This window comes from Chitinophaga rhizophila (genome assembly GCF_019492185.1).
In the GTDB taxonomy this organism is placed as follows: Bacteria; Bacteroidota; Bacteroidia; order Chitinophagales; family Chitinophagaceae; genus Chitinophaga; species Chitinophaga rhizophila.
Map to the genome: position 1 here is coordinate 1,417,920 of NZ_JAICCF010000001.1, position 17,942 is coordinate 1,435,861.

A 17,942-nucleotide genomic window follows, 5' to 3' on the forward strand; every position below is an offset into this window, starting at 1 on the left:
AGGGCTGCGTATTTACGTTTCACCAATTATAAATTTTTTAATATCTTCTATGGATAATGGTTTCACAGCAGCACACATCTCCAATGCCGATTGTGGCATCGCTTCAAAGGCTGCTGTACGCGGGTCCTGTACAAGTCCGGTACCTCCGGCGGCTATAATCTGACAAAGCCCTTCGGCTCCGTCTTTATTAGCGCCACTCAGCAATATACCCAATGCCCGCTCACCGTATACATCGGCAATACTGCTAAATGTCATATCAATGGACGGACGACTATAATTCACCAGCTCAGAATAATCAAGCATGAACGTTCTTTCCGTTTCTATCAGTAAATGATAATTCTGAGGTGCAAGATATATACAATGCTCCTTTACCGGCTCTTTATCTTCCGGCTCTACAATTTTTCTCTTCGTAGACAACAGCCTTCCCATTTCACTCTGCACATTTCTAAGTCTATGTAATACAATCACAACAGGCGGTCTAAGCTGATGGGGTAACGAATCAAGGATGTCTGTCAGCACTGCCAGGCTGCCTGCAGATCCACCTATCGCTATTGCGTCAAATCTGTTATTCATAAACGGTGATAATCATATAATCTGCTACTCCTTACGCCGGTATATTTTATGCTGCGCATGCACAACCTCGAACCTCGTGTGGATATCGGCAAATCGCATGGTCTCCTTTATTCCCATTCCCAGATATCCTCGGGGCGATAAACTGTCATAAAACAATTGCAGCACCGTATTCTGCAGATCCCTGTTAAAATAAATGAACACATTCCTGCAGCAGATCAGCTGAAACTCATTAAAAACCTTATCAGTTACCAGATTATGCTGAAAGAACACAATCTGCTGTCGTAGTTCCTTTTTGATAAGGACATTATCATACCTGGCGGTATAATAATTAGAAAAGTCTGCCAACCCACCGGACTGAATATAGTTCTGTGTAAAGTCCTTCATGTTATCCAATGCCAGAATACCTGTCATCGCCTTATCCAGGTTTGACGGATTCAAATCAGTTGCATAGATCTTCGTCCTGCTTAACAGGCCTGCCTCATGCAAAAGAATAGCCATGGAAAACACTTCCTCTCCGGTAGAACAACCGGCATGCCATATTTTAATATTGGGGTATGCCGCCAGTTTAGGTAATACCTGCTCCCGCAAAGTCTTATAGAACAACGGATCCCGGAACATTTCCGTCACATTCACGGTAATATACTGCACTAAACGTGCAAAGAAATCCTGGTCATTGACCAACCTGTGCTTCAGCTCAAAAACGGAAGTCAACCGCATATGTCCCATAAAACGGAGTAAACGCCGTTTGATAGAAGCCTGTGCATAACCGGTGAAATCATATCCGTACTGTAACCTGACAATGTTGATGATGTCCAGGAAATCTACATTTGAGAGTTCCTCTTTCATAACAAACAATAAGATTTACACCATCCACACTCGCATTAGTGATAATAATTTGCTGCTTTCAATAGGTTTAGCGATATAGTCGGAAGCGCCGGCCGCAATACATTTTTCCCTATCGCCGGCCATAGCCTTTGCGGTAAGCGCGATCACCGGTAGCGATTTATAACGTGCAATTGCCCTGATTCTTCGCATGGCTTCATAACCATCCATCTCGGGCATCATAATATCCATCAGTACCAGCCGGATGTCAGCATGCTCTTCCAGCTTCTCCAATGCTTCCTTGCCATCTGCTGCGGTAATGACATCTATTCCCTGTTCCCCCAAAAGGGCGCTTAGAGAAAATACATTCCGCATGTCGTCATCTGCGAGCAATATCTTCTGTCCTGAAAGTGTATTTTCTGATGCCACTACTTCTCCATGCTGCTCCGGAGGCGTCTCCTGTAACTTATAAAGAAATAACTCCAGTTCATCCATCAGCCTATCTGTTGAAAACGTAGAATTTCTGACTATAGCTGCGGCATCTTTCTTAAGCTGTAATTCGTCTGCCTCGGAAATATCGTGATCGAGATATACAATAATAGGCATCCCTTTATTTGCTGCCAGCTGCCTGAGCATATGCATCTTCCGGATACTGTCCTGCATATCAATGCTGGCATCCAGTATCACTGCGTCATAGCTCTTCTGCTGTAACTCCCTGCCTGCTTCTTCCATACTTCTTACCGGATGGTACTGCGTCTGTAAATGCCTTTCATCACTCATCGACTGCAACGACGGGTGATTCAGCAATACACCGTCCGATATCACCAGCACCTTCTTAAACCGTGCCTGCAGCTGCTCGCTGATATCACTGAAGACAGACTCTATATCGGTTAGTTGCAACGGCTTCTGCGTATACCCCTCTGCGCTATCCCTGACCTGTAAAGAAAGCTCGCCAGCTGATATTACGTGAACAAGTATATGCTTCAGATCGTCATTACTCTTCAATATCTTCAGTATGCTATTACCATCGATAAGCGGCAAGCTCATGTCTAGCAGTATAGCTGCGGGCAGATACTTTCTCGCAAAGAATAGCCCGTCATTACCATTCTGAGCAACTATCGTTTTGTACCCTTTCTCCCTGGCAAAGTCACGCAGGATAGCTGCAAAGTTGTGATCATCTTCTATTATCAGTACAAGCTTATCCTGCCTGCCCAACTGGTTCCTGTCATCCTCTACAGCCAACCGTGTCTCCGCTTGTGGAGAAGGTCTAATTACCGGCTCCTGGACTGGCACGTCTTCTATAAGTTTAACCGGCTGTGCTTCTACTTCCGGTACACCCACATATCCTTCACCCCATATAACTACCGTAAATGTACTACCGACTCCTTCCTGGCTCTCCAGTCGTATCTCTCCTCCCAACCGCTTCATGAGCTCCTTGCTGATAGAAAGTCCAAGGCCGGTACCTCCATACTTCCGACTGGTAGAACCGTCTGCCTGCCTGAACGCCTCAAAAATAAGCTGCTGCTTGTCTGCCGGAATACCTGTGCCCGTATCTTTCACGGCAATGTGTATACCGTCAGACTTAACCATCCAGCGCAGACTCACGCTTCCATCTTTCGGCGTAAACTTAAACGCATTCGATAACAGGTTTTTAATTACCTGCTCCAGCCGCTGATGGTCTGTCTGGATCGTCTCCGGTACTCCGGGCTGAATCTCGGTAGAAAAACGTATACCTCTTTCTTCTGCTACCACCTGGAATAATTGTTCCAGGTCACTCACGATCTGCTTTACCGGTACCGCCTCTATCTGCATTTCCACTTTCCCTGCCTCTATCTTCGATAAGTCAAGGATGTCATTAATCAGCTTCAACAAGTCTGAACCTGACCGATGTATAATTCCGGCATATTCTACTTGCTTATGGCTCAGATTACGCTCCTTATTTTCTTCCAGTAACCGTGCCAGTATCAAAACACTGTTAAGCGGAGTCCGCAATTCATGAGACATATTTGCCAGAAACTCTGACTTATAACGGCTACTCTGCTCCAATTCCTCCGCCTTCTGTGACAACTGCTGGCGCGCAATCTCCAGGGCCTTATTCTGCACATTCATCTCGTCATTCACCTGGCGTAACTCTTCTTCCTGTACCCTAAGCTCCTCTTCTGAGGCCTGTAAGGTTTCTGACTGACGGGTCAGCTCCTCATTAGACTGTCGTAGTTCTTCCTGTTGGGTCTCAAGTACCTCATTTTGTTCCTGTACCTTTTCCAGTAATTGCAGCACCCTTGTTTTGGCCTCAGCTGCATTTACAGCTACGGCTATTGCCTTGGCCGTAGTGTTCAGTAACTCAATTGTTCCCGGGTATATGTCCCCGAAGGTTACCAGTTCGATAAGGCCCATCAGATCTTCATTATGCCACAGCGGTACGCATATGATAGATCCCGGCTGGGCGTTTCCGCCTATTGTTTCAATATTCCAGTAAGTAGCCGGAATACGCTCTATTATCGTAATTTCTTTCTTGCTAGCGGCATGCCCAGTTATACCTTCATGTAAGGCATACTCGGTTTTTACCTTCGATGGCAAGGCAATGCCTGCACATAACCGCAACACATTCTCCCGGTTGTCATACGCGTAAAACGCGGCCGCGGGTACTTTCAGATATGATACCATCACGTCCAGGCAGCGGTTGGCTAACACACGTGTTTCCAGGTCGCCGCTCAGGCTATTATTGATCTGCGAGACGCCTGTCAGCTGCCAGTTCCTTTCCGATGTCTGCTGATTCAACTCTTCCAGCTCCTTCAGCCGCCTCCTCAGTTCCTGCTGGATCTTCATCCTGCTGTTTAGCTCCCGGTATGAGACAATCATCAGCGTAACAGCGATCAATAGTATAAAGACAGTATTACTTATCAGCATAGTGATAGCCCTGCCAACTGACTCCTTATTTGAGGCTGTCCTGGTGATCAGTAACGCCCGCTCTTCTCCGATAATCTCGGTGATCTGGTTATGCACTGTATCGATAAACCGCCTCTCCTCCTGGATCACATTCAGCGGATTGCTAAACATGGCCGACGTATCGCTATGTAAAGCCTGCCAGTAATTCAATAAGGCAATCACCTGGTTCTCCAGCCTTCCCGCACGCCTGTATTGTGACGCATTATCTGCCACCTGCTTACGAAGATCCTGGGCTAAGGGAAGTATCTTCGGAGAGTTCTGATAATATGGCTGTAAGAACCTGCGCACACGCGTACTCCTGTAGGCAGCCCCCGCCGACTCAATCTCATAAACATAGCGGTTCAGCCGCTGTGCGGAGGTAATGACTTCATACGAATGCTCTACCCATTTACCCTCTGTACGCTGATGCGTAAAAGTGATATATGAAAAGATACCCCCCGCAGTTACACAAATAAGGGCAAGGGCAAAACCTATATACAGCCGAAGTTTCAAGGTATTTCTCATATAAAATAAAGTACAGTAGGATAATAACAATACGACCTAACAAATATAGGAAATAGTCCTGTAGTCCCTATGCACCCGCAAACATAACAGCCGCCTGAGCCCCCGTCATATATTTCTGACGATAATATGGCCGTCTTAATGGCAGTCAACGTACCTTTGCTATAGCAGGAATCGCAACTGATACATTTAACAGGAACAATAAGTTATGATTATTCACAATGTATGATAAGTTGACATTTTTCTCAATCCATTAAATCCCGGAACTGCAAATTTCAGTATATATAGGGATACCATTGAGACTATGAAAGAATACACTACTGTAAATGACAGATTACAGCCGCATCCTTTCACCTGAATACTGAAGTGAACTACCTTGAACTATGATACTGAAGGACACCATTCCTCAGTTCATCTATATACTAAAAGCCAATTTATGAGTAACAGAATACTGCTCGTAGAAGACGATGAAGTAATGCCTAAAATCATGGAAAGGATACTTCATAAAGAAGAATATAAGATTGAGCATGTAACAAACGGAAAAGAAGCATTTCAACGTCTCGAAGACACCAACTACGATTATGACCTGATCATTACCGATATCATGATGCCGTATGCCAATGGCTTTGAAATCCTTAGCAAAGTAAAAACCAGGAAAGACGGTAAACCAATCCCGGTTATTATTGTTTCAAATGCAGGCAACGAAGAAATGATCCTTGAAGGATTTAAACTCGGCGCAGATGATTTTCTGAAAAAACCTGTCATTCCAGGCGAACTGCTCATTCGTGTGAAAAGACTGATTATGCAATACGCTAAATAACTGAACTTACTATATACCAGCTCACTGTTACTTCCTTTGTTGAACCTTTGATTAACTTGACCAGTCCTATATGGAATACAGTCTATATGATTTCAGAGGCGCCTCTCTGAATATTCAGATCGCTATTATCTTTATTTTCATTGCGGTATCCTGCACTGTAATTGCCTACCTGTCTATCCTTACCGGCAGATACAAAGCGTACAAAAGGGAAAAGAAACTCGCCAACCTCAACCCGGTCATCGATAACCTGCTGATGGAGCATATCCTGCTCAACGACGAGCTGGCCAGCAATGTGCCAGCCGAACAGGTAGCCCTTCCTATAGAAGTATTTCAACTGCCGGTATTTGAAAAAAAGTGGGCCCGTCAGGCACTGATAGACCGCCTGATTGAATATCGTAATAATGTCAGAGGCTCTATGGGTGAACAACTCAGAAACCTGTATATCCAACTCGAACTCGACAAGGACTCTCTCAGAAAAATGAAATCCCGTAAATGGGATAAAAAGGTACAGGCGCTGGCAGAACTCAGCAATATGAATATGTCTATTGCTGACGTAACCATCCTCCCGCTTACCAACAGCCGCAACCGTGAATTGCGCGCTGCTGCCCGCCATGCCTATATCAAACTCAGTAAGAACGAGCCATTTAAATTCTTCGACGTGGTAACTGAACCATTGCTGATGTGGGATCAGGTTGAACTGTTCAAGATCATTTCAACTACCGAACACATCGCTATACCCAACTTCGCACAATGGATCACCTACTCCTCCAATAAAAGCATCGTATCCTTCTGCCTCAAACTGGTCGTTCACTATAACCAGGTCAGCGCTGTACCTGCTGTCGTAAGGTTACTGGATACCAAAGACCACTATCTGCGCGCCGACGCCATCAATTGTCTCGGCAAACTTAAGATAGAAGATGTAGAAGAGAAATTACTACACATGTATAATAGTCAGCCGCTGAACTGCCGCCTGGAAATCCTGAAAGCCATCGGCCGGATCAACAGCGGCCGTAATGTTGACTTCCTCCGCCAGGAATTTCTGCATGCCACCGACTTCGATGTGCGTAAACACGCTGCTAAGTCACTGATCAAAAATGAATGGGCGGCAAAAGGTCTTATCCAGGAACTGATAGATACTGCTACGGCTGAAAACAAGCTGATCCTGAAACATAGCATGAACCCGTTAATCAAATTCTGATCGAGGAGATGGAAAATAGTATCTGGGAAACGATAGGAAGATTTTATGAAAGCACTGTTTTTATCTACGGTACAATACTGTTGATCACCTATGCTTTGCTGGCCGTGTTTTCAATGATCACAGTGCGTGCCTATGCGCGGAAAGATAAGTTCAACCAGGAAAATATCCTGCTCAGCTCTCCGCTGGCTCCGGGCATCACAGTATTGGCTCCGGCGTTCAACGAAGGACTGACCATCATCTTTAACGTTCGCTCCCTGCTTACCTTAAACTACCCCCGGTATGAGATCATTATTATTAATGATGGCAGTACTGATAATAGCCTCGAGCAGATGATAGATGAGTTTGAACTGGTACCTGTTGACTTTGCCTATAATGCCAAAATACAAACTAAACCTGTCAGAAAGGTCTTCAAATCTACCAATCCGGCCTATGCCAAACTAATGGTTATTGATAAAGTGAATGGTAAAAGTAAAGCGGATGCCGTAAATGCCGGTATCAATGCTGCCCTTTACGATCACTTTGTATGTACCGACGTGGATTGCATCCTTGACAAAAACACCCTGCTCGAACTGATTAAGCCGGTGATGCAGGAAGAAAAAAAGCGGGTAATAGCTACCGGTGCTACGCTGCGTATCGCCAACTCCTGCGAATTTGACCAGGGTGTCATGACTCGTATGCGTCCTCCGCGGCAGTTACTACCCCGCTTTCAGGAAGTAGAGTATATCCGTGCATTCGTACTGGGTAAAATGGGCTGGAGCCTGCTGAACTGTGTTCCTAATGTATCCGGTGGTCTTGGCCTCTTTGACAAAGAAATAGCCATTCGTTCCGGCGGCTATGACCATAGCTCCTTCGGTGAAGATATGGAGCTAATGACCCGTATGTGCCGCTACGCACATGATAACAAGATTGACTATGCTATCCGCTATATACCTAAAACCTTATGCTGGACAGAAGCGCCTGCTTCTGTAAGGATCTTCAACCGGCAGCGTACCCGCTGGGCCAGAGGACTTGCACAGCTGATGTATGCACACTTCGGGATGTTCCTCAACCCCCGGTATGGCAGAATGGGACTGATCGTATTTCCCTATAACTTCTTCTTTGAACTGCTCGCGCCTATTGTGGAAATATCTGGTATCATTTACTATATAGTCATGGCTTGCCTGGGTCTCATCAACTGGCCGACGGCAATTCTGCTGCTCGTGTTTGTATACACCTACTCTGTCATGATTACAACCATCGCCATACTCTGGGATCAGCTGACTTTCAGGTACTATAAAACCTGGAAGGAAGTAGCTTTCCTCTGTACGACGCCTTTTATGGAGTTTTTCCTTTATCACCCGCTGATTGTAATATTCGCCCTCCGCGGCTATTATTACTTCCTTACGGGTAAAAAGAGCGCATGGGGTAATATGCAGCGACGAGGTTTCCAGACTACACAAAAGGCAGCTGCAACTGTTACTGCCAAGTAATCATAATATAAAACCAAGCACGATACTGTGGATTTGTTCAGAAACTTTTACGAGGGCTTTGTATTTGTATATGGCTGCACCATGCTGTTCATGTACGCGTTACTGGCCATCCTCTCACTCCGGGGCATTATCAGGTTCCAGCGTAAGAACAGTTATGTAGACTACAATAAAATGCTGCAGTCTCCGCTTGCGCCCGGCATCTCTATTATAGCGCCCGCATTCAACGAAGGCGTCACTATTATCCAGAACGTGCGTTCTCTCCTGACGCTGAACTATCCGCGTTTTGAAGTGATCATTGTCAATGACGGTAGTACAGACGACACGCTAACGAAACTGATCAATGAGTTTCAGTTACAGGAAGTGGACTTTGCCTATAACGAGCGTATCAAATCCCAACCTGTAAAGCGACTCTTCAAGTCTGTTAATACTGCTTACGATAAACTGGTAGTGATAGATAAAGTCAATGGTAAAAGTAAGGCGGATGCCTCCAACGCGGGTATTAATGCGGCTGCCTATGATTACTTCCTGTGTACCGACGTTGATTGTATCATTGAAAAAGATACGTTGTTACGCATGATCAAGCCATTTATGGATGAGGAACATAACAAGATTACGGAGGTTGGCGAGCCCTGTCCTGAATGTGGATATGTGCATGTAAAGGAAGACAGCGTACGTGTCATTGCCACCGGTGCTACCCTGCGTATTGCTAACTCCTGTGAAATTGATGAAGGTGTGATCACCCGTGTGCGCCCTCCTGAAAAATGGCTGCCTCGTTTCCAGGAGATGGAATATCTCCGTGCATATGTACTTGGTAAAATGGGATGGAGTGTGATCAACTGCGTACCCAACGTATCCGGTGGCCTCGGACTCTTTGATAAAGAGATTGCCATTAAAGCCGGCGGCTACGACAGTAAATCTTTTGCGGAAGACATGGACATTGTAACCCGCATGTGTACCTATATGATCGATAACAAACTGAAATATGCGATCAGGTACATTCCTACTACACAGTGCTGGACGGAAGGACCTCCCAATATGAAGGTGTTCAGCCGTCAGCGTACCCGCTGGGGCCGTGGTCTGGCAGAGATCATTACTATTCACCGTAAAGTGATCTTTAATCCGCGTTACCGCAAGCTTGGTTTAGTGGTACTTCCATACAACCTCTTCTTCGAGTTCCTGGCCCCTATCATCGAATTTACCGGTATCATCTATTATATCTACCAGATCATTACCGGCAATATCAACTGGCAGAATGCACTGATTCTATTGTTATTCGTATATCTGTATTCTGTGATGATCACTACACTGGCTGTATTATGGGATCAGATCACGTATAAATATTACAAAACCTGGAGAGAAGTGGTCGGACTTGCTTTAATGGCCTTCATAGAACCATTCATTTACCATCCATTGATCGTCTTCTTCGCGTTGCGCGGCTACTTCAATTTCATAACGGGCAAAAAACATACCTGGGGGAATATGCAGCGCCAGGGATTCGGACAGAAGAAACCAGCAAACACTTAATCATGATGTCTCTTTTAAAATATATTCTATCAGGCACGGTACTCTGCTTATCTCTACAGGTACAGGCGCAGCTCTTCAGCAAAGGAAAAGATGCGGATGAACTGTATAACGAGGCTGTAAAGGAAACAAAACTGCAACACTATCAGAAGGCAATACAACTGTCAAAAGAGGCGCTGCAGAAAAGGCCTGACTTCATCGATCAGCAACTGCTGCTCGGCCGGTTGTACATGCTGACGGGTAATACCACCCTGGCCAGGAGATATGTGAAAGACGTACTTACTAAAGATCCGAAGTATAAAGATGCTTACCTCTATGCCATCAACATTGAGCTAAGCGCTAAAAGATATGAAGAGGCGGAATGTTTTGCTGACGAAGCCTTATATCAATACCCATACGATAAGGAGCTGATGCTGAAAAAACTGGGTATCCTGGATGCTTCCGAACGCTTCTTCCAGGGCGGCGCTTATGCTACCAGCCTCCTTGACAAATATGCCGGCGATACCACCGTACAACGTGCTTATACCGGACACTTCCTGCTGGCCGGCAATTACTACCAGCGCAGGAATAATCAACTGCTGGCGCATGAGAATTATCAGCGCGCACTGATGCTGGACCCTAACAATGAAGAAGCGCGGTCTGCCATCAACAATATGAACATCAGAAGTGGTAGCTATACAAGGGCAATTGAACAGGTGAATGAAGAACTGGCTGACAGTCCCGGTTCTTATCAGCTTATGATGCGTAAACTCGGACTGTTACAGGATGCACATGACTATGCCGGCGCTATCAATCAGCTGCAACAGATACTGAAACGCTGGCCTACTGATGCCAAAGCAAGAAGTATGGAAACTGAACTACGTATGGAAGCCGGCGCCTGGTATGCCAATACCGACCCTTACCTGTTATACGCCGGTGTACTCGAGAAAAACCCTGGCAACCGGGAAGCACTGGATAAAGTAATCGGTCTGAGTATATCCCGTGGCGCTTATCGCGAAGCACTGGCATGGATCAACCGCGGATTGAAAACCAGTCCTAACGATCAGCGATTGCTGTCGCTCAAACTGGATGTGCTGGAAAGCGATCGCAAATTTACAGAAGCGGCTATGCTGGCCGAAAGACTACGCTATAACTATGCTGCCAATGCCGACCAGCGCAACAGGTACATCTATCTGAAAACTGCCAGTGGCCGAGACTACCTTGCCCAGCAGCAATATGACCTTGCACTGGCTGAATTTGATAAAGTACTGCAGACAGATGCCAAGGATACAACCGCACTTGACCTCATGGCCAATACCTACATCAGTCAGAAAGACTATGTTCATGCACTGGAAATACTGGACAAAGGCCTGCATGTATATCCGGAGAACGGTAGGTTCCTGCTGAAGAAATCCAGCGTACTTGCTGAAACCGGGCAGTATGACGAGGCGGCAGATATTGCAGCCCGACTATCCGGTCGCTACCCCGGCGATGCACGCTATAGTGCTAACCTCGTAGATCTGCGCCTCACTGCCGGCAGAAAGATGATGCAGGCAGAAGAATATGATATGGCAGCCGGTCAGTTCAGGGCCGTACTTGCTGAAGCTCCTGATAACCTGGAAGCCCTTAATTATCTTATCAACCTCGAAGCAGCTGTTGAACAACCAGATAGTGCGCTTTTCTATGCTGACAGGGCATTGCAATATCACCCTGACAACAAAGACCTGCTACTGAAAAAAGCAGGTGTACTAACGGAAATGAAACGTTATAATGAAGCTAACGCAATTGCCTATCAACTCATGCAGCGTTATCCTTATACGGTGAAGTACAGAACCGCTTATACAGATGGCCTGCTCGCTGCCGGCAATAACTATCAGCGGAATAATGCCCCCGACAGTGCTTTGGCGGTATACCGGCAAGTACTCAGCATCAACAGAAAAGATTCACTGGCTTTGTTATACAGTATTAATCTGCTCAATGGCAGACAATCGTATGACAGCGCACTGGCTTATGCCAATCAGGGCATCCGGTACTATCCTGACAACGAAACATTCCTGCAAAAACGTGCGGTGACACTCGAAAGTAAAAAGATGTATGCGGAAGCTACTCAGGCAGCTGACTCTGTCGTAAAACTTAATGGCAATCCCCTATATGTGGATTATGCAGATTATCTGCGCAGCAAAACGATGAAGAACCAGTTTGGCATGTTCTTCCTGCATTCCAGCTACGACTACCAGGACACAAAATATAACATTGCTACGCTGGAATACCGGCACTATTTCAAACGCGGCTCTTATGCTGCCCGTATGAACTACGCAGGCAGACAGGAAGGTACCGGTCTGCAAGGCGAGGCTGAACTATATTATATCCACAATCCTAAGCTGTATTCATATGCCCTGGCGACTTACTCTAATGAAGTCGTATTCCCAAGAGCACGTCTCGGGTACTCTATCTTCAAAACTTTCAAACATGATATTGAAGGTGAGCTGGGGGTACGTTACCTGAACGCAGACAGTTCTAACAGTATTTCAGGTGTAGCTTCCATTGCTAAAACATGGAAAGACTTCTGGGTAAATTTCCGTGCATACTTCATCAGTGACGCACCTGAGTTTTACACTTCCTACAATCTTACTACCCGGTATTATATGAACCGGCAGCAGGATTATATCTCTTTCACCGCAGGGCTGGGTACCTCTCCAGACGACCGCAGCCGGCTGATACAATTCCCTAAACTGGCAGGGTTATTGACCCGCAGTGTAGGGGCTGGTTACCAGAAAACTTTTAAATACCGTACTACTGCAGGGATCTTCGGTACCTGGATAAACCAGAAAATCAGCAATACCGAATTTCAGAACCAGTATGATATCTATATAACCCTGCAACGTAAATTCTAATCACTTTATTCATGTTCAGGATGATGCATGGCTTACTGCTTATAATGACCTTACTGACATATAATAGTTGTCAGCCGACCAGCGGGAATATTAACCTTGCTACGAATGGTTCTTCCAGTTATGTCATCGTCCTGCCGGATGAAGCCACAAAGAATGAAACAAAAGCAGCAAAGCTGTTGCAGGAATATATGCAACGTATCTGCGGAGCCTCTCTGCAGATCATTCCGGAGAAAACATATCAGGAACAACCTTCTATCTTTATTGGTAATACTGAACATACCAATGCGGTGGCAGCAGCGCCTCTAAAAGGAGAAGCCTTTTTTATTGCATCTGATAAAAGAGATGTATATATCAAAGGTGGAAGCGGCAAAGGTGTGATATATGGTGTATATACTTTACTGGAAGATTATTTCGGTTGCCGCAAATATGCAGACATTCCTGTCAGCGTACCGGTATCGAAAAGTCTGCAGTTACCGCAACAGCTAATGGATAAACAGGAGCCTGCTTTCCTTTACCGGGAAACCTACTACCCTGCTGCTTTCGATAATGAATACCTGGAATGGCACAAACTACATCGTTTTGAAGATCTGTGGGGAGTATGGGGACATTCCTTTTTTAAAATACTGCCACCAAAAACGTACTTTAGTACCCATCCCGAATACTATGCGCTGGTAAATGGTCAACGGCAGCCCAGCCAGCTTTGTCTGAGTAGTCAGGCCACATTTAAAGCGGTCACTGACTATCTGCGTACTGCTATTTCCGACAATCCTGATGCTTTATACTGGTCTGTTGCGCCGGAAGATGGTGGTGGATTCTGTACCTGTGACGAGTGTAGTAAAGTAACGAAAGAAGAAGGTGGTGTACAAGGACCGTTGATCCGGTTTATCAATCGTGTGGCTGCCACCTTTCCTGACCAGCAGTTTACTACGCTGGCGTATCAGTACACCGCACATCCACCACTGAAAACGAAGCCCGCGAAGAACGTCTGGATTATGCTCAGCAGCATCGATGCTTATCGTCATGAGCCACTGGCCACTATCGCTTCTGCTGCTGCATTTAGAAAAGACCTGGAAGGCTGGGGCGCTATTACGGACAATCTTTTTCTGTGGGATTATACCACACAGTTCACCAATTACCTGGCCCCGTTTCCTGATTACGATAACCTGCAACCCAATCTGCAATACCTGAAAGATCATAAAGTAAAGGGCGTTTTCTCGCAGGGTAGCGGCGATACCTATAGCGACATGGCAGCATACAACAGCTACCTGCAAGCCAAACTGCTATGGAATCCTGCATTGACCACCGCAGAGATCACCGATGAATTTATGAATGGATATTATGGTAAGGCAGGTCCGTTTGTTAAGCAATATCTGCAGGCACTGACTACGACCCTGCATACTACAAAGACGTTACTGGACATCTACGGTAATCCTGTTAATAACTATAACAACTACCTCTCCCCTGAAGCTATTGATCAGTATTCTTCCCTGCTCGACAAAGCTGAAAAAGCTGTGGAAGGCAACAATACACTGCTGACAAGAATATATAATGCACGGCTGCCTCTGGAATATACTGTATTACAACAGTCACGCTTTTTTGGTACTGAAAAATTCGGATACCTGGTGCCTGAAGGGAATGAATATGTAGTCAATCCCCGGTGGCCTGAACGTGTCAAAAAATTCACTGCACAGTCCAAAGCGGCAGGCGTAAAGGAACTCTCTGAAGGGGGCGGTAATGCAGACGCCTATCAGCGGGAATGGGAAACGATCTTTGCCCGTAAATGGATCAGCAGTCTGGCCTTCAGGGCAAAAGTCGCTTTGCTTCATCCCTGGGCAGAGGACTATCCGGCTAAAAAAGAACAAACCCTTACAGATGGTCTGCAGGGCGATAAGGATTTCAGTATCAACTGGCTGTTCATCTATGGAAAAGACCTGGTAGCAACAATTGATATGGGCACTGCACACACCGTAAAAGAGGTGCAAATGAATTTCCTGCAGGATGCCCGTCATTATATCTTTAATCCGACTGATATTATTATAGAGATTTCTAATGATGGCAATACCTTCTCTCCCGCCGGTAAACAACAGACTACGCCGGTAGCGGCAGAGGAATATGATGCCCGGATCAATAACTTCCGCTTTTCCCTACCCGCATTACAGGCCCGGTACGTCAGGGTAACAGGCCGTTGCCTTCAGACAATTCCCGCCTGGCGGGATGCTGCTCCAGGCAAAAAAGCTGCCATCTGCTGTGACGAAATATACGTCAGATAGCGGCTGTCCACCCTCTTCCAAACAGGCTATTCAAAAGATTTCCAATGAAAATTTCCATTGTTGCATTCCTATTTATATATTTGTCTACAATTTTAATAGACTATTAACATAACCCACCATATATGTTAATAGATATCAACCCAATAAATCCTGTGCGCCCGCCGCATAGGGACACCTGTATGTTGAACTATTGACATGAGCCACCAGCATGTCAGATAAGCAGACAGCCAGCATTTAATATAGCCTGTAGCATACAATCTTTTGTGTGTTTAGCCACTGGCATGTCTTTACCTGAAAACGTATCTGAACACTTATCACCAAATATGTATTTATCTATGCGCAAATCATTACTCTTCCTTATGCCAATGCTGTTACTGGCTGCTACTGCATTCCCGCAGGATGCGGTTGTAGGTACTATCAGAAATGGCGAGGGGACAGCCGTTGTGGGGGCAACTGTAGTCATCAAAGGAACTAACGTACACGCTATTGCAGACACCAGCGGGCGATTCAGCATTCCCGCAAAAAAAGCATATCCATTCATCTTACTTATCAGCTCATTGGGTTATAAGCTGGAAGAAGTAAAGGTTACAGCCCTTCCTCCTGCTCCATTGACTATCACCCTGACCAGTGATGCCAGCTTATCTGAGGTGGTCATCTCTTCCCGCCGCCGTATTGAAACTGCACAGGAAGTACCCATTCCTATTTCGGTAGTAAGCGGTGCGCTGGTAGCTGATGCCGGCGCTTTCAACGTTAACCGGCTGAAAGAAATTATACCTACTGTACAGTTATATTCATCCAATCCGCGGAATACCACACTGAATGTACGTGGTCTGGGCTCTACCTTCGGACTGACCAATGACGGTATTGATCCTGGTGTGGGTTTCTATGTGGATGGCGTGTATTATGCACGTCCGGCGGCTACTACGCTCGACTTCGTAGATATTGAGCAGATAGAGGTATTACGCGGGCCACAGGGTACGCTCTTTGGTAAAAACACTACCGCAGGTGCATTCAATATTACCACCCGCTCGGCCAGTTTTACACCGGAAGCCAACTTTGAAGTAAGTTATGGCAACTATGGATATATCCAGGCTAAAGCAGCTGTATCCGGACCACTCAGTAAAAAGTTTGCAGCCCGTGTCTCCTTCTCGGGTACTCAACGCGATGGTACGCTGTATAATGTAGTGACAGAGAAACATATTAATGACCTGAATAACCTGGGCTTACGCGGACAACTGGTGTATACTCCTTCTGATAAAGTAAAGATTACGCTGACGGGCGATAATTCCAAGCAACATCCTGAAGGATATGCGCAGGTGATAGCGGGTGTAGCACCTACCCTGAGACCTGCTTACAGACAATTCAGACAGATCATTGCTGATCTGAACTATAAGCTGCCGAGTGAAAATCCTTTTGACCGGCTGGTAGATCATAATACCCCATGGCGCTCAGGTAATGAACTGGGAGGCGTGTCTCTGAACGTTGACGCCAAAATCGGTAACGGTACCCTCACATCCACTACTGCATGGCGGTATTGGAACTGGGACCCGTCTAATGACAGGGACTTTACCGGACTGGCAGTGCTGCAACTGTCGCAGGCTACCTCTAAACATAAACAATGGACACAGGAAGTACGGTATGCCGGTAACCTGACATCCCGGTTGAGTGGTGTTGTAGGAGTATTTGGCATCTGGCAGGACCTGAAAACAGATCCTGCACACATCGAGGAATCCGGTAATGCACAATGGCGTTTCTCCCAGAGTTCCAACAGTGAGTTGTGGGCTACTCCCGGACTATTTGATGGCTATGGTATTAAAACTACTTCCAGGTTGAAAACATTCGGCGGTGCAGTATTCGGACAACTGGACTGGGCTATCACCGATCAGTTGCATGTATTACCAGGGTTACGGTATAATTATGATAAGAAGCAGGTGGACTATGACCGACAGACGTATGGTGGTCTGCAGACAGACGATCCGGCGCTGATTGCCCTGAAAAATATTGTGTATACCAACCAGACCTTCAATGCAGATGTAGATGAAAGTAATGTTTCCGGTCAGGTGACCGTTTCTTACAAACCTACCAAAGGTGTGAATACGTTTGCCACCTATTCTACCAGTTATAAACCGATTGGTGTGAACCTGGGCGGTTTGCCCACATCTGGCGGCAAGGCAATGACGGAACTGGCCAGGATTAAGCCTGAATCAGTAAAGCACTTTGAGATAGGCGTGAAAACATCTCCGGCAAAGAATGCTACAGTGAACCTGGTATATCATCATACTGATATTAAGGATTATCAAACGCAGGTGCAGACAGCAGAAGTGGGCGTAAACCGTGGTTACCTGGCTAATGCAGAAAAGGTACGCGTGCAGGGCGTGGAACTGGATGCAAGCCTGAAGATCCGTAGCGCACTGTCTCTATATGGCGCACTGGCATATACCGATGGTAAATATGTATCTTTTAAAAACGCACCCGTACCATTAGAGGAAACAGGTGGTCCGTCAGCCTTTAAAGACATTTCCGGTGGCGCGCTGCCGGGCATCTCTAAATGGGCAGGTTCTATTGGCGGAGAGGTGGTATCCAACCCGGGTATCATACTTGGACAGAATGCCCGCTTCTTTGCAGGAGCAGATGCCTATTTCCGGTCTTCTTTCTCATCCAGCCCATCTCCTTCCAAATACCTGAACATTGACGGGTATACCCTGTTCAATGCCCGTGTCGGCTTCCGTACACTGAATGGACTGACAGTATTTGTATGGGGGCGTAACCTGTTGAACAAAGATTATTTTGAGCAGCTGCTGCCTGCCGCAGGTAATGCAGGACATTATGCAGCAGTACTGGGCGACCCGCGGACATACGGTGTGACTATCCGCTATTCATATCATCAATAATAACCCCTTATATCAGACACATGCCAAGTGGGCTAGCCATCAGGTTAGCCCACTTGGC

Annotated in this window: 10 protein-coding genes; 7 read left to right on the forward strand and 3 right to left on the reverse strand. The window is 46.1% G+C overall.

Translation table 11 applies throughout. The annotated features are described in order from the left end of the window. Nucleotides 1-12 precede the first annotated feature (12 nt). Genes K1Y79_RS05305 through K1Y79_RS05315 form a run of 3 tightly spaced genes read right to left on the reverse strand, consistent with a single transcriptional unit; the run spans nucleotide 13 to nucleotide 4,845 of the window. Nucleotides 13-573, reverse strand: coding sequence for a chemotaxis protein CheB (locus K1Y79_RS05305; protein WP_220248957.1), 561 nt, complete (start codon nucleotides 571-573; stop codon nucleotides 13-15). 24 nt (nucleotides 574-597) lie between these two features. Then, nucleotides 598-1,419 (reverse strand): CheR family methyltransferase, encoded by an 822-nt coding sequence (locus K1Y79_RS05310; RefSeq protein WP_220248958.1) that lies wholly within the window; start codon nucleotides 1,417-1,419, stop codon nucleotides 598-600. 15 nt (nucleotides 1,420-1,434) lie between these two features. Next, entirely contained in the window at nucleotides 1,435-4,845 is a 3,411-nt protein-coding gene (locus tag K1Y79_RS05315; protein WP_220248959.1) for a response regulator, read from the reverse strand. A gap of 433 nt (nucleotides 4,846-5,278) precedes the next feature. Here K1Y79_RS05315 and K1Y79_RS05320 point away from each other — a divergent pair, with 433 nt between their 5' ends. From K1Y79_RS05320 to K1Y79_RS05350, 7 genes are all read left to right on the forward strand, one after another. After that, entirely contained in the window at nucleotides 5,279-5,662 is a 384-nt protein-coding gene (locus K1Y79_RS05320; protein ID WP_220248960.1) for a response regulator, read from the forward strand. A gap of 70 nt (nucleotides 5,663-5,732) precedes the next feature. Further along, nucleotides 5,733-6,860, forward strand: a complete 1,128-nt coding sequence (locus K1Y79_RS05325) for a HEAT repeat domain-containing protein (RefSeq protein WP_220248961.1) — start codon at nucleotides 5,733-5,735, stop codon at nucleotides 6,858-6,860. A gap of 8 nt (nucleotides 6,861-6,868) precedes the next feature. Beyond that, entirely contained in the window at nucleotides 6,869-8,329 is a 1,461-nt protein-coding gene (locus K1Y79_RS05330) for a glycosyltransferase family 2 protein (protein WP_220248962.1), read from the forward strand. A 27-nt stretch (nucleotides 8,330-8,356) separates the two neighbouring features. Next, nucleotides 8,357-9,853, forward strand: coding sequence for a glycosyltransferase family 2 protein (locus tag K1Y79_RS05335; RefSeq protein ID WP_220248963.1), 1,497 nt, complete (start codon nucleotides 8,357-8,359; stop codon nucleotides 9,851-9,853). Between the two features lie 2 nt (nucleotides 9,854-9,855). Then, entirely contained in the window at nucleotides 9,856-12,723 is a 2,868-nt protein-coding gene (locus tag K1Y79_RS05340) for a tetratricopeptide repeat protein (protein WP_220248964.1), read from the forward strand. An 11-nt stretch (nucleotides 12,724-12,734) separates the two neighbouring features. Beyond that, nucleotides 12,735-14,993, forward strand: coding sequence for a DUF4838 domain-containing protein (locus K1Y79_RS05345; protein ID WP_220248965.1), 2,259 nt, complete (start codon nucleotides 12,735-12,737; stop codon nucleotides 14,991-14,993). Between the two features lie 335 nt (nucleotides 14,994-15,328). Next, complete coding sequence (locus K1Y79_RS05350; protein ID WP_220248966.1) at nucleotides 15,329-17,884, forward strand: TonB-dependent receptor; 2,556 nt, start codon at nucleotides 15,329-15,331, stop codon at nucleotides 17,882-17,884. The last annotated feature ends 58 nt before the right edge of the window (nucleotides 17,885-17,942 follow it).

Bases quoted from the DNA above. Each gene is read 5' to 3' on its own strand.
- K1Y79_RS05305 (WP_220248957.1), bottom strand. From the start codon at position 573: ATGAATAACAGATTTGACGCAATAGCGATAGGTGGATCTGCAGGCAGC.
- K1Y79_RS05310 (WP_220248958.1), bottom strand. From the start codon at position 1,419: ATGAAAGAGGAACTCTCAAATGTAGATTTCCTGGACATCATCAACATT.
- K1Y79_RS05315 (WP_220248959.1), bottom strand. From the start codon at position 4,845: ATGAGAAATACCTTGAAACTTCGGCTGTATATAGGTTTTGCCCTTGCC.
- K1Y79_RS05320 (WP_220248960.1), top strand. From the start codon at position 5,279: ATGAGTAACAGAATACTGCTCGTAGAAGACGATGAAGTAATGCCTAAA.
- K1Y79_RS05325 (WP_220248961.1), top strand. From the start codon at position 5,733: ATGGAATACAGTCTATATGATTTCAGAGGCGCCTCTCTGAATATTCAG.
- K1Y79_RS05330 (WP_220248962.1), top strand. From the start codon at position 6,869: ATGGAAAATAGTATCTGGGAAACGATAGGAAGATTTTATGAAAGCACT.
- K1Y79_RS05340 (WP_220248964.1), top strand. From the start codon at position 9,856: ATGATGTCTCTTTTAAAATATATTCTATCAGGCACGGTACTCTGCTTA.
- K1Y79_RS05345 (WP_220248965.1), top strand. From the start codon at position 12,735: ATGTTCAGGATGATGCATGGCTTACTGCTTATAATGACCTTACTGACA.
- K1Y79_RS05350 (WP_220248966.1), top strand. From the start codon at position 15,329: ATGCGCAAATCATTACTCTTCCTTATGCCAATGCTGTTACTGGCTGCT.